We start from the raw sequence: 12,689 nt of genomic DNA on the forward strand, positions 1-12,689 counted from the left end.
AGGCATCCAGCAGCTGAGGCGTACGACAGCCGAAGCCCCCCGGCTGCCGGAAACCGGCCACCGGTGGAAGGGTGAGGGTCAGCCGCCCGTGCCAGGAGCAAGCGGGCTGATCTTGGGCACCGACGCCTTGCCGGTGTTGGTGACCGGTCCACCGGACCAGCGCACCCGCAAGGAGGCGCGCTCGTCGGGCGGGGTGACCTTCGCGGCGTTCGGCGTCACCGTGGTGACGTTGGTCACCTCGGGGTTGGTGAACGAGAGCGAGGCCCACGCGCTCTTGCCGGGCGACAGCGTGACCGTCCGCACCTCGCCGCCCGTGCGCTTGGGATCGAAGGAGACCTGCTCACCGCTGCCGTTGACGAAGGCGAGCCCGGGGTAGCCGCGTACCGTGCAGGTCTTGTCGGACCGGTTGGTCAGCACGAGGGCGAAGTTCTCCTGCCCGGCGCCGGGATGGTTGGGGCCGAACGACGCCTTGAGGTCGGCCGTGCGGCACCGGGAACCGGAAGCAGACCCCGAGTCGCCGCCGCTGCCGCCCGACCCGTTCTTGCCGGAGGAGGACGAGGAGGACGAGGACGACGAGGACGACGAGGAAGCGGAACCGCCCTCTTCCGAACCGGAGGTGCCCTGCCCTGCCGAGTCGCCGCTCGAGCTCCCGCCGTTCCCGCCACTGCCTTCGCTGCTGCCGTCCTTGCCGTCGTCGCCCTGGGAGGAGCCGGAGTCGCCGCCTGCGGGCGCGGCTCCGCCGCTGACCTTCTGCGGGGCCGAGTCCGAGTCCTTGTCGCAGCCGACCACCAGCGCCCCCGCCGCCAGCACAGCGGTCGCCGCGGCGGCGATACGGGCCACGCGGTGACGTCGCCGGAAGGGGGCGGCCGGGGAGTTCGGTGCGGGTTGCGTGTTCGTCGTCGGGTCCTGGCGCTTCGTCATGGCTGCCGTCACTCCCTGGTCGTCTGTCTCGCAGTCGTCCTGCCTCGCTGGTGCTCGTGGACCACAGGGGCCCTGTGCGGCGGTCGTCCGGCTGCCGGGTGGCGGGTGGCGTCACGCGCCCGACTCCCCGTCTCCAGGGTGCCCCCGGGCTTCCTAGCCGTACACAGCATTCGATGGCCGACGGCACGGGAAAGTTCACGGCCGCCCCGACTTTTTTGCCGGTTCCCCGATGTGGGGGACACCGCTCCGGTGCGGGTGGGCCGTGGGCGAAGGACGGGGCCGGTGGGGCTGTTGGGACTTGCGCGGTGGAGCAGCGCGGTAGGCGTTATGAGGCGCTGACCCGCAGGCTGCTGAGAACCTGATCCGTTCTGGCCGAGCAGTCCTCGGCACAGCGGATCTGTACATATACCGGGGGCTTGCCCTTCTGCCGTGGGGCCAGGGCGATCTCCTCCAGCGAGTGCCCCGGGGAGTCGCAGGCCGACCAGGTACGGATGCGCCCCTGCCAGCTGTCGCCCTTGTAGGTGCGGCTGCCCGCGTACTGGCAGCGCTTGTGCTTGAGTTCGGCCACCTTGGCGGGCAGCGCCTCGGCGGCCGCCGTCGCTCCGTCGTCGTCCTTCGAGGAGTAGCCGAGCCCGACGAACACCCCGCTCGTGCCCGAAGTGAGGTCCTGCCAGCGCTTCATGTCCTGCGAGACGACCAGCCCTGGGGCATGCTCCGCCGACAGCCCCAGCGAGGAGGGGCTCCATCCCGAATCGGCCTTCTCCTGCGCCCACTGGGCCGGTAGCCGCAAACTGATCCTGCCGCTCGCGTCCTGCACCCTCACGTGGGAGGGGCCCTTGTCGCTCTTGGGCAACAGCAGCTTGCCGGCGGCTCCCGCCCCGGCCAGTACGACAATGGCGGCACCGAGAGCGACGGCGCGCCAACGGCGGCGAGGGCGCGGTGGGCGCCCGGCAACGGACGGGGGGCTGTCGGCGTCCCAGGAGGGCGCACGGGCACCGGACGCGCCCGGTGCGTACGCCTCCAGGACGGGTTCGCCCGGAGCGGACCTCTCGTGCTCCGAAGCGCGGGGGCCGGATGTGTCCGCAACGGACTCCTCGGGAACGGCCCCCTCGGACGCGACGCCCCCTCCGGACGCGGCAGCCGTCTCCGGCCCGACCGACTCCTCGGTCCGACCGGACTCCTCGAACTTGTCGGACTCCTCGTCCCTGTCGGACTTCTCGGACGCGACCGACGCACCCGACGTCTCGGACCCTGGTCCACCCGAAACAACCGATACACCGGATGCACCCGAAGCCCGGGACCCGACCGACGGCGGTTCCGTCGCGACCGTCGGCGGCTGACTGGCCGCGCGCCGGGAGGCGGGTCCCACGGTGAGGGAGGACAGTTGAGCGGCCGACGGGGCGAGGCTGTCGTCCTCCTCCTGTTCCTCCTGTTTTTCCTGTTCCTCCCATCCGTCCCGGTCGAGCTCATTCGCGATCCGGTCCAGTTCGTTCGCGAACGCGGCGGCGGTGGGCCAGCGGCGCTCGCGGTCGGGCTCCATGGCGCGCCCGACGGCCTCCGCGACCGCGGGCGGCAGGCCGGGGCGCAGTTCGTCCAGCGGCATCACCCGGTCCGGATTGCCCGGCTGCGCGCCGGTCACCAGGTGGTAGAGCACGGCACCCAGGCTGTAGATGTCCGCGCGGGCGTCGATGCCCTCGAAGGGTTCGGCCTGCTCGGGCGCCATGTATCCGACCGAGCCGGCGACCACGGTCAGGCCCGAGGCGTGTGCGAGGTTCTTGGCCAGGCCCAGATCCGCGACCAGCACCCGCTCGCGGCCCTGTGCTCCCCCACTGGTCAGCAGCACGTTGGACGGTTTCACATCGCGGTGGACCACGCCCGCCTCGTGCAGGGCCTCCACACCGCGCGCCGCTTCGGCGGCGAGCCGCACCGCCTCGTCCACCGGGAGCGGTCCCGCCACCATCCGGTCGGCCACGGTGCCACGGTCGGCGTACTCCATGACGAAGTACGGGCGTTCGTCGTCCATCTCGCCGACGTCGAAGACCTGGACGACGCCGCCGGACGACGCCTTGCGCAGCAGCCGCGCCTCGGCGAGGAAACGCTCCCGGATGTCCATACGGTGGGCCCAGTTGTCGGCCATCACCTTGACCGCGACGGGTGCCTCCAGCCGGTCGTCGTGTGCGAGCCACACGACCGCGAAAGCGCCGGAGCCGAGACGTCGTTCGACCCGGTAGCGGCCGATCTGATCAGGTGAAGGCATGCCCCTTATGATGCCTGGATGTGCCCACCGTCCTCCCCCCACGCCCTGAACCAGCCATCCGGACGGCCTGAGTCGGCGGGCCCGGCCGATCCCGCGACGCCCGAAGACTCGCCGTCGGCCACCGACACCGAGGCCCTCGCCGCCCGCGCGGCGACCGGCGACAGCGCGGCGCTGGACGCGCTGCTGCGAGCGATCCGGCCCGACGTGGTGCGGCACTGCGGCCGCTTCCTCCTCTTCCGTGAGGACGCCGAGGAGGCCGCGCAGGACGCCCTGCTCCAGGTCGCCCGGCACATCGAGCGCTTCCAGGGCCGCAGCCGTTTCAGCACCTGGCTGCACACGATCGTTGCGAACTGTTCACGCCAGAAGTACCGCGAGCTCAAGCGCCGGTCCGCCGAGCAGCCGGCGCTCCCGAACCAGACGGGCGCGCCGGAGAGCCGCCCCGACCCGCGGACGACGAGTGTGATCGCGGGCTCCCGGGTGGATCTCCTGGAGGCACTGGAGCGGCTGGAGCAGGAGAGTCCGCACCTGGTGGCGCCACTGGTCTACCGGGACCTGTGCCAGATGGACTACGCCGAGATCGTCGAGCGCCTCGGCATCCCGCTGGGCACCGTCAAGTCCCGGCTGCACCACGCCCGCCGCCAGATCCGGCCGTGGCTCACCTCGCAGGAGCTGTAACCGCTTTTCCAGGGTGCCGCGCCCCGGGGTGCCGCGCCCCGGGGTGTCGCGCCCCGGGGTGTCGCGCCCCGGGGTGTCGACAACCGCCCGAGAGGGTGGCGCGATACCTGTGGCGGGTGACCGGATTCCGCGATGTCACATCCGGGGGCCGGTATCCGGTCCTCCTGTCAGGAGCACCAGCACGACCACCGGCCCCTGGAGGTAGACATCCATGACCCGCTCCGACGACTCGACCACTCGAAGCGGTCCCGTCCTGGTGACCGGTGGCACCGGCACCCTCGGCCGTCCGCTCGTCGACACACTGCTGGCGGACGGCGTCGCCGTACGTGTGATGAGCCGGCGCCCGCGCCCCGCTGACGACGACCGGCCCTGCGAGTGGGCGGTCTGCGACCTCACCAACGGGGTCGGGCTGGCCGCGGCGGTCTCCGGGGTGCGGGCGATCGTGCACTGTGCCACCGACCCGTGGCGTGAGGTGAAAGTACTCTCCCGGGTGGTCGAGGCCGCACGCGAGGCGGGCGTCGCGCACCTGGTCTACATCTCCATCGTCGGCGTCGACCGCGTCCCCTTCCCGTACTACAAGGCCAAGTTCGCGGCCGAGCGCCTGTTGGAGCGCTCCGGGGTGCCGTGGACGATCCTGCGGGCCACCCAGTTCCACGATCTGGTGGCCGCGGTGACGAACGGCCAGCGGCGGCTGCCCTTCGTGCTCTCGCCGGCCGGTTTCCGCTTCCAGCCGGTGGAGGTCACCGAGGTCGCGCACCGCCTCGCGGAGCTGGTGCGCGGGGCGCCGGCGGGCCGGGTGCCGGACATGGGAGGGCCGCGGGTGCACACCGCCAGGGAGCTCGCCGGGGCGACCCTCCGGGCGGCCGGACGGCGGCGCCGCGTGGTGGACGTCCCCCTCCCCGGACGTACGGCCCGCGCCTTCCGCCGCGGCGGCAACCTGGCCCCCGACCACGCCACGGGGAAGGCCACGTTCGCCGAGTTCCTGGCCAACCGGAAGTCGGACTGAGCCCTGCCCCCCGACGGACCCGGAGCCGGTCCGAGCGCCGCCCGACGCAGGCACGGGACCGAATCAGGCCGCTTCGGGCGGGGCCGGTTGGTCGAGGGTGACGGGCGGCGGGCTGAGCCGGGCGAAGCCCTCCTGCCGCTGATACGGGAAGTAGGGGTACGCGGCGTCCTTGGCACTCGCCTCGTCCAGTCTGGCGACCTGTTCGGGCGTGAGGCTCCAGCCCACCGCGCCGATGTTCTGCCGCAGTTGTTCCTCGTCCCGCGCTCCGACGATGACGGAGGAGACGGTCGGGCGGCGCAGCAGCCAGTTGAGCGCGACCTGGGGGACCGTACGCCCGGTCTCCTCGGCGACGGCGTCGAGCGCGTCGACCACGCGGTAGAGGAGTTCGTCGTCGACCGGCGGGCCGAAGGAGGCGGTGCGGTGCAGGCGGCTCTGTTCGGGCAGCGGCTGCCCGCGGCGGATCCTGCCGGTCAGCCGTCCCCAGCCCAGGGGGCTCCACACCACCGCGCCGACCCCCTGGTCGAGCCCGAGCGGCATCAGCTCCCACTCGTAGTCGCGGCCGATGAGGGAGTAGTAGACCTGGTGCGCCACATGCCGTGGGTAGCCGTGTCCGTCGGCTGTGGCGAGGGATTTCATCAGCTGCCAGCCGGAGTGGTTGGACACGCCGGTGTAGCGGATCTTCCCCTCGCGGACGAGTTGGTCGAGGGTGGCGAGGACTTCTTCCTGCGGGGTGGCGGCGTCGTGGGCGTGGAGCTGGAAGAGGTCGATGTAGTCGGTGCCCAGGCGGCGCAGGGCCGCCTCGGTCGCCTTGATGAGGCGGGTCCGTGAGGTGCCGTAGTCGCCCGGCCCTTCGCCCATGGGCAGGCCCGCCTTGGTGGAGATCAGCACCTGGTCGCGACGGCCCTTGACGGCCTGGCCCAGCACTTCCTCGGAAGCACCGGACGAGTAGACGTCGGCGCTGTCGAACATCGTGATCCCCGCGTCGAGGGCGATGTCCACCATGCGGCGGGCCGCTTGTGCGTCGGTGTCGCCCCAGTCCCCGAAGAGCGGGCCCCGGCCGCCGAAGGTGCCGGTTCCCAGGCTCAGTACGGGCACTCGCAGGCCGGATGCGCCCAACTGCCGGTACTCCATGGCTTTCTCCCTCTCCTGGTTGCGCGGAGCCACCGGGTGTGCTTCTGCGCGCCCGGCCGACTCTTAAAGGTTCTCTAGTTCCGTTAAGCCTGCCAGTACCGTAGCAGGGATACGCCGTTAAGGGAACTGGAGACCCGCTGTGACAGCTGAGCCGGGAAGCCGGCGGAAGACGACCGCCCCGCAGGCCGGCGCCGTGCCCGGGACGGTGCGCCCCGGGGGGCGCACGGCCCGGGTGCGCGAGGCGGTGCTGCGCGCCGCCGGAGACGCGCTCGCCGAGCGCGGATTCGCCCACCTCGACCTCGCCGAGGTCGCCCGCCGCGCCGAGGTCGGCAAGACGACCGTCTACCGGCGGTGGGGAACGGTCACAGCGCTGCTGGCGGATCTGCTCGACGACATGGCCGAACAGTCCGAGCCCCGTACGGAGACGGGCGCGCTGCTCGACGACCTGCGGGCCAACGCCTCTCTGGTACGGCGCACCCTGACGGACCCCCGGCAGGGCGCGCTGTTCAAGGCCGTCATCGCCGCCGCGACGTGCGACGCCCTCGCCGCCGAGGCGCTGCACCGGTTCTACGCGGCCCGGGTGGCGGAATGGGCACCGTGCGTGCGGCAGGCCGTGGAACGCGGCGAGGTGCCGGACGACACCGACCCCGAACAGGTCGTCCGCGCCGTCTCGGCGCCCCTGTACTACCAGCTGCTGACCACCGGCAGCCCGCTCGACCAGGCGACCGCCGAGCGCGCCGCGCGGGCCGCGTACGACGCCGCCCGCGCCGGCGCCTTCAGCACCGTGCGGTGAGGCCCCCGCGGCGTCTGAGGGCCCGCAAGAGGGCTCTTACAGCCGCTCGCCGGACCGAGCCGTCTCCGTCCCGGTCGTTGTCCGGGACGCCGCCGTCACCTGCGTCGCCGCCGTCACCTGCGTCGCCGCTGTCGTCCATGTCGCCGCTGTCATCTGCGTCGCCGCTGTCGTCCGTGTCATCGCCTCCGTGAACGCCTGCAGCTGCGGCGTCAGGGAGCCTCGGCGGCGCACCAGTCCGTACGCCAGGGATGTGGCCTCCGGGAGGGGGACGTAGCTGACGCCGGAGCGCGGGAAATACGTCCCCGCGTGCGCACCCGTCAGGAGGGCGCCCTTGCCCGCAGCCACCAGAACGAGCGCCTCCTGCATGCTGGTGACCGGCAGCCCGGGCGGGACCGGGCGCCCCGCGGGCGTCCGCGCGGGTGCCAACTGCTCGCGGCACAGCCCCGGCAGCCCCTCCCGGAGCGTCAGCAGGGGCGTGTCCCCCAGTCCGGCGAGATCCTCGGGGGAAGCCACTCCGCGCAGCGCCAGCGGATGAGCGGCCTGCACAGCCAGCACACGCGGCTCGCTGAACAGTTCGGGCCCCTCCACCAGGTCGGCCTCCCCGGCCGGGAGCTCAGCGAGCTGCACGTCGTAGACGCCGGCGCGGAGCTTGCCGAACGGGTCGGCCAGCGGGACCTCGCACGGCTCGACGCCGAGCCGTGGCCACCGCTCGGCCAGTGCCTGCGCCGCACACATCACCATCTCCCCCGCCAGCGGCCCGGAGAAGCCCACATGCAGTACGCCTCGCAGCTCTCCCGCCGACTGCCGTGCGGCGGCCGCGGCGGCCGCCGCGGCGCGGGCCAGCGCCTCGTCCATGGCGCGCTGGTGCGGCGCGAGGTCGTCACGGAGCTGCCGCCCCAATTCGGTGAGGGCCACGGTGCGGCTCGTACGGTGGAACAGCGGGGCACCGACCCGCCGCTCGAGCCGCTGTACGAGCTGGCTGACACGGGCGCGGGAGAGGTGCATGCGCTCCGCGGTACGGCCGAAGTGCAGCTCCTCGGCCAGGATCAGCAGGCACGTCACCTCGTCGCGTTCCATGTCGTGACCACACCCCCGCATCGTTCAGTCTGGCTGAACGCAACGTTGCTCTGTTCGCCGTTGTTCCCCGCGCCCTCTCCCACGGAAGGTGAGGACGTGGCAACTCACTTGAAAACCCAAAAATATGCCGATACTCGGATGTCTGCCCATGGACGAGGCATTCTGCTTGTACTGTGCGGCGCCGTCTTTCTCGAAGGCATCGACATCGGCATGCTCAATGTGGCCCTGCCCGTCATCCGTGCCGATCTCGGCATGCCGGTTGGCGAGTTGCAGTGGGTCATGAGCTCCTACGTACTCGGCTACGGCGGCTTCATGCTGCTGGGCGGCCGGGCGGCCGACCTGTACGGGCGGCGTCGGATGTTCGTACTGTCGCTCGCTGTCTTCCTCGCGTTCTCCGGGCTCGCCGGGCTGGCGAGTGCGGGGTGGGCGCTGATCGTGGCCCGCTTCGTCACCGGCGTCGCTGCAGCGTTCATGACCCCGGCCGGGTTGTCGCTGATCACCACGAGCTTCACGGAGGGCAGACAGCGGAACAAGGCGCTGCTCATCTATTCCGGCACTGGTGCAGCGGGATTCTCCACCGGGCTGGTCTTCGGCGGCCTGCTGACGGTGCTCGGCTGGCGCTGGGTGTTCTTCGCCCCTGTCGCGCTCTCCGCGCTGATCCTGACCGCCACGCTGGTGCTCATACCGCGCGGCCCACGAAGTGGGCAGGACAGGGAAGCGGGGCAGTGCCGCAGCTTCGACCTGGCCGGCGGGGTGACGATCACAGCGGCACTCGTCCTGCTGGTGTTCGGTATCGAACGGGCCACGCACAGCAGTTGGCCACAGACACTGGCTGTACTGGCTGCCGGTGCGATCCTCCTGTGTGTCTTCATACAGATCGAACGTCGCACAGCCGCACCGTTGATACGGCCGCGCATGCTGCGTTCGGGCCCCCTCGTACGCGCCAATGCGGTGGCGCTGCTGTTCGCCGGTGCCTTCTTCGGCTTCCAGTTCCTCGTCGTCCTGTACCTGCAGGAGTTGCGCGACTGGTCGACGCTGGAGACGAGCTTGGCGATGCTGGTGGCCGGGGCGGACGCGGTGCTCTCTCCCACCGTCGTGCCCCGGCTGGTCAACCGCTTCGGAAGCGCGAGAGTGGTCTTCTCCGGAGTGCTGGCCGCCGTCCTGGCCTACGCCCTGTTCGTGCCTGTCGGGGCGGACTGGTCGTATCTGGCGATGCTGCCGAGCCTGACCCTGGTCGGGGTCGCCTTCGCGCTGGCCTACGGGCCGCTGACCATCATGGCGACCGACGGCGTCGCGGAGGAGGAGCAGGGGGTGGCGGGCGCGCTGCTCTTCGCCTCCGTCCAGTTCGGCGCGGCCCTCGGCCTCGCCGGTGCGGCGGCCGTCAACACAGCGGCCACCGAGGCGGACACACCGGCAGCGCTGCTGGACGGCTATCAGGCCGGGTTCCTGGTCCCCCTGGCCGCCGCGCTGATTGCCGCGACCGTTGCGGCGTTCGGAGTGCGCGGACGGCGCGGACGGCGCGCAGAGCGCGCAGTGGCGCAGCAGCGGGTGGCGGAAAGCGGGCCCGGTCCGACCGAGCCTGCCGACCCCGCGATTCTTACGGAGCGGTGACACGAGCGCCGCGTGCCGGTACAGCGCGCCCCCGGGCGCCTAGCGTGGCGGTATGCGCGTTCTTGTCACCGGCGGTGCCGGTTTCATCGGTTCCCATGTCGTGGAGGCCCTGACGGCAGCGGGCCACGAGGCGGTCGTCCTGGACGCCCTGCTGCCGTCGGCCCACGGGTCGGACGCCGGGCTCCCGGCCGCCGCGCCCGGGGTCCGGCACCTGCGGGGAGACGTACGGGACCAGGACGCCGTCACCGACGCGCTGCGCGGCGTCGACGCGGTGTGCCACCAGGCGGCGATGGTCGGACTGGGCAAGGACTTCTCCGACGCGCCCGAGTACGTCAGCTGCAACGACCTCGGCACCGCTGTGCTGCTCACCGCGATGGAGCGTGCCGGTGTGCGCGCGCTGGTGCTGGCCGGTTCGATGGTCGTCTACGGCGAGGGTCGCTACGAGTGCCCACGGCACGGGGTCGTGCGACCGGGGCCGCGCGCCGTGCCGGACCTGCGCGCCGGACGGTTCGAGCCGCCGTGCCCCGACTGCGGTGCCGCGCTGCGGCCCGGACTGGTGGGCGAGGACGCACCGTTGGACCCGCGCAACACCTACGCGACGACCAAGCTCGCACAGGAGCACCTGGCCGCGGCGTGGGCGCGTGCTGTTGACGGCAGTGCGGTCTCGCTGCGCTACCACAACGTCTACGGGCCCGGCATGCCCTGCGACACCCCGTACGCCGGGGTCGCCTCGTTCTTCCGCTCGGCGCTGGCCAGGGGTGCGGCTCCCACCGTCTACGAGGACGGAGCGCAACGGCGGGATTTCGTCCACGTACGGGACATCGCGGCAGCCAACCTCGCAGCGCTGGAGGCCGTGGGCACGGGCGTGCCCCCGCACGGGCCCGGCTCCTTCGCGGCCTACAACACCGGCAGCGGCGACCCGCACACCATCGGCGAGATGGCCACCACGCTGGCCGAGTGCTACGGGGGGCCCGATCCGGTGGTGACGGGCGAGTTCCGGCTGGGCGACGTACGGCACATCACCGCCTCGTCCGAGCGTGCCGGGCGGGAGCTGGGCTGGCGGGCGCACATCGGCTTCGCCGAGGGTATGAAGGAGTTCGCCGCCTCGGACATGAGGGCGCCGCTGCAGCGGGCGTAGCCGCCGTCGCGGCACCGGCTCCCGGCAGCTCCCGTTCAGAGCGCCTCCGTGCCCGCCCGCTGGTTCGGCAGCGCTCTGGGCAGGGTCAGTTCGAAGCAGCAGCCCCCGGTCACGTTGCGGACAGCGGCCGTGCCCTGGTGCGCCTCGACGATGCCGCGCACGATGGCCAGCCCCAGGCCCGCGCCCGGTGGCGTACGGGCGTGTGTGCCGCGCCAGCCGGTGTCGAAGACGCGCGGCAGGTCCTCCTCAGGGATACCGCCGCAGCCGTCCGTCACGGACAGTACGACTTTTTCGTCCTCCTCGACCGTGCGCGCGTGCACGGCCACGGTGCCGTCCGCCGGAGTGCGCCTGATGGCGTTGACGAGCAGGTTGCCGAGGACTCTGGTCATCTCGTGCGGGTCGACCTCGACGGGGACGGTGGCCACCGCGTCACCCACCAGACGGACACCGTTCTGCCGGGCCAGCGGGTCGGCACCCGCCAGTGCCTCTTCGACCAGTTCGGACAGGGTCACCCGGTGCGTGGTCAGGGCGAGATTCCCCGCGTGGATACGGGAGAGCTCGAACAGGTCGCCGACCATGGCGTTGAGCCGTTCGACCTCGGTGCGGATCTGCCGCAGACAGCGCCCGGTGTCCTCCACCATGCCGTCCTCCAGCGCCTCCGACATGGCGCGCAGTCCGGCCAGTGGGGTGCGCAGATCGTGGGAGATCCAGGCGACCAGTTCCCGCCGCGAGCTCTCCAGCGCCCGTTCGCGGTCCCGGGATGCGGCCAGCTTCTCGCTGGTGGCGGCGAGTTCGCGGGTGAGCGCGGCGAACTCGGCCGGGTCACCCGCCTCGGCCTCACCGGGGGCCGGGAAGCTGCCACCGTCCCCGAAGGTCCGCGCCGCCCGGGTGAGCGCGTCGCTGCGCGCCACGACCCAGCGGCCCAGCAGCAACGCGGTGGCCAGCGAGACGACGGCCGCCATGGCGACGACCGTGGTGACGACGAACAGGTCGTGTCTGGAGAGGAACATCGCCCAGGCGACGGCGAGCGTCCCGGAGAACATGGCCGTCACGGCGACAGTCGAGACGACCGTCAGCGACACGACCAGCGAACGGTGCCGCAGCGCGCGCAGTGCCAGCGCGCCCAGCAGTCCGGCCGCGGCCGCGCCGAGGAAGGCGAAAAGGGCGATGAGCAGCATGTCGCGCACGGACGCTCAGTCCCCCCGCGCGACGGTGCCGGTACCCGTTTCGGTGCCGGCGTCGGTACCGGTACCTGCACCGGAGTCGGCACCGGTATCGGTACTGGTGTCGGTACCCGTGTGGGTACCGGTGTCGGTGCAGAACGGGGAGGCGTCCGGGTCGTCGAGCCGGGAGGCGCCGGGGTCCAGCCGGTAGCCCACGCCCCACACGGTCTGGATCAGCCGCGGGTGCGCGGGGTCCTCCTCGATCTTGGCCCGCAGCCGGCGTACGTGCACGGTGACCGTCGACAGGTCGCCGAAGTCCCAGCCCCACACCTGGCGCATCAGCTCCTCACGGGAGAACGCCCGTGCCGGGTGCCGCAGCAGGTGGGCCAGCAGATCGAACTCCCGCACGGTGAGCGACAGCTCGACGCCGCCCCTGGTAGCGGTCCGCGCGCGCGGGTCGACGGTCAGCCCCGCGGCGCGCAGCGGCGGTGCCGGGCGCGGTACGTCCTCCGTACGGCGGCTGCGGCGCAGTACGGATTCCACGCGCAGCACCAGTTCCCGGGGGCTGAACGGCTTGGTGACGTAGTCGTCGGCACCGACCTCGAGTCCGAGTACCCGGTCGCCCTCGTCGCCGAGCGCGGTGAGCATGATGACCGGCACGGGCCCCTTCCCGCGCAGCCGGCGGCAGACCTCCAGGCCGTCGATCCCTGGCAGCATCAGGTCGAGCACCACGAGGTCCGGCCAGTGCGCCGCGGCTCGCTCCAGGGCTGCGGGTCCCGTCTCCGCGCGGTCGACGGTGTACCCGGCGCGGTGCAGGTACCCGGTGACGACTTCGGCGACCGTCGGGTCGTCGTCGACGACCAGAATCCGCCCGGTGGCTGGTGGCTGCATGGCTTCAGGGTGGCACCACGCGGGGG

At 72.2% G+C, this 12,689-nt stretch carries 11 protein-coding genes; 5 read left to right on the forward strand and 6 right to left on the reverse strand.

Annotation, left to right across the window (positions count from 1 at the left end; genetic code table 11):
- Positions 1-78 precede the first annotated feature (78 nt).
- Positions 79-921, reverse strand: a complete 843-nt coding sequence (locus JW592_RS25340) for a DUF4232 domain-containing protein (RefSeq protein WP_209267547.1) — start codon at positions 919-921, stop codon at positions 79-81.
- 325 nt (positions 922-1,246) lie between these two features.
- Positions 1,247-3,178: a serine/threonine-protein kinase gene (locus JW592_RS33440; protein WP_307805539.1), complete on the reverse strand. Its 1,932-nt coding sequence runs from the start codon at positions 3,176-3,178 to the stop codon at positions 1,247-1,249.
- A gap of 18 nt (positions 3,179-3,196) precedes the next feature.
- Between JW592_RS33440 and JW592_RS25350 the strand changes: the two genes are divergently transcribed.
- The gene (locus tag JW592_RS25350; RefSeq protein ID WP_209267548.1) at positions 3,197-3,853 is read left to right on the forward strand and encodes an RNA polymerase sigma factor; all 657 of its coding nucleotides are present in this window, start codon (positions 3,197-3,199) and stop codon (positions 3,851-3,853) included.
- A 211-nt stretch (positions 3,854-4,064) separates the two neighbouring features.
- Positions 4,065-4,859: an SDR family oxidoreductase gene (locus JW592_RS25355; protein WP_209267549.1), complete on the forward strand. Its 795-nt coding sequence runs from the start codon at positions 4,065-4,067 to the stop codon at positions 4,857-4,859.
- Between the two features lie 63 nt (positions 4,860-4,922).
- On the opposite strand, the gene JW592_RS25360 is transcribed toward JW592_RS25355, so the two are convergent.
- Positions 4,923-5,990, reverse strand: a complete 1,068-nt coding sequence (locus tag JW592_RS25360) for an aldo/keto reductase (protein WP_209267550.1) — start codon at positions 5,988-5,990, stop codon at positions 4,923-4,925.
- 139 nt (positions 5,991-6,129) lie between these two features.
- On the opposite strand from JW592_RS25360, the gene JW592_RS25365 reads away from it, so the two are divergent.
- Positions 6,130-6,783 (forward strand): TetR/AcrR family transcriptional regulator, encoded by a 654-nt coding sequence (locus JW592_RS25365; RefSeq protein ID WP_307805540.1) that lies wholly within the window; start codon positions 6,130-6,132, stop codon positions 6,781-6,783.
- Positions 6,784-6,819: 36 nt separating this feature from the next.
- Here the strand turns inward: JW592_RS25365 and JW592_RS25370 are convergent, their stop codons facing one another.
- Positions 6,820-7,860, reverse strand: a complete 1,041-nt coding sequence (locus JW592_RS25370; RefSeq protein WP_209267551.1) for a LysR family transcriptional regulator — start codon at positions 7,858-7,860, stop codon at positions 6,820-6,822.
- Between the two features lie 138 nt (positions 7,861-7,998).
- Here JW592_RS25370 and JW592_RS25375 point away from each other — a divergent pair, with 138 nt between their 5' ends.
- Positions 7,999-9,471, forward strand: a complete 1,473-nt coding sequence (locus JW592_RS25375; RefSeq protein ID WP_209267552.1) for an MFS transporter — start codon at positions 7,999-8,001, stop codon at positions 9,469-9,471.
- Between the two features lie 52 nt (positions 9,472-9,523).
- A complete protein-coding gene (locus JW592_RS25380) occupies positions 9,524-10,609 on the forward strand; it encodes an NAD-dependent epimerase/dehydratase family protein (RefSeq protein WP_209267553.1) in 1,086 nt (361 codons plus the stop codon).
- A gap of 35 nt (positions 10,610-10,644) precedes the next feature.
- On the opposite strand, the gene JW592_RS25385 is transcribed toward JW592_RS25380, so the two are convergent.
- Positions 10,645-11,796 carry a sensor histidine kinase gene (locus JW592_RS25385; protein WP_209267554.1) on the reverse strand — a complete coding sequence of 384 codons (1,152 nt, stop codon included), beginning with the start codon at positions 11,794-11,796 and terminating at the stop codon, positions 10,645-10,647.
- A 6-nt stretch (positions 11,797-11,802) separates the two neighbouring features.
- Positions 11,803-12,663, reverse strand: a complete 861-nt coding sequence (locus tag JW592_RS25390; protein ID WP_209267555.1) for a response regulator transcription factor — start codon at positions 12,661-12,663, stop codon at positions 11,803-11,805.
- Positions 12,664-12,689 lie beyond the last annotated feature (26 nt).

It is taken from the genome of Streptomyces spirodelae (assembly GCF_017676385.1).
GTDB lineage: Bacteria > Actinomycetota > Actinomycetes > Streptomycetales > Streptomycetaceae > Streptomyces > Streptomyces spirodelae.

Bases quoted from the DNA above. Each gene is read 5' to 3' on its own strand.
- JW592_RS25340 (WP_209267547.1), bottom strand. From the start codon at position 921: ATGACGAAGCGCCAGGACCCGACGACGAACACGCAACCCGCACCGAAC.
- JW592_RS33440 (WP_307805539.1), bottom strand. From the start codon at position 3,178: ATGCCTTCACCTGATCAGATCGGCCGCTACCGGGTCGAACGACGTCTC.
- JW592_RS25350 (WP_209267548.1), top strand. From the start codon at position 3,197: ATGTGCCCACCGTCCTCCCCCCACGCCCTGAACCAGCCATCCGGACGG.
- JW592_RS25355 (WP_209267549.1), top strand. From the start codon at position 4,065: ATGACCCGCTCCGACGACTCGACCACTCGAAGCGGTCCCGTCCTGGTG.
- JW592_RS25360 (WP_209267550.1), bottom strand. From the start codon at position 5,990: ATGGAGTACCGGCAGTTGGGCGCATCCGGCCTGCGAGTGCCCGTACTG.
- JW592_RS25370 (WP_209267551.1), bottom strand. From the start codon at position 7,860: ATGGAACGCGACGAGGTGACGTGCCTGCTGATCCTGGCCGAGGAGCTG.
- JW592_RS25375 (WP_209267552.1), top strand. From the start codon at position 7,999: ATGTCTGCCCATGGACGAGGCATTCTGCTTGTACTGTGCGGCGCCGTC.
- JW592_RS25380 (WP_209267553.1), top strand. From the start codon at position 9,524: ATGCGCGTTCTTGTCACCGGCGGTGCCGGTTTCATCGGTTCCCATGTC.
- JW592_RS25390 (WP_209267555.1), bottom strand. From the start codon at position 12,663: ATGCAGCCACCAGCCACCGGGCGGATTCTGGTCGTCGACGACGACCCG.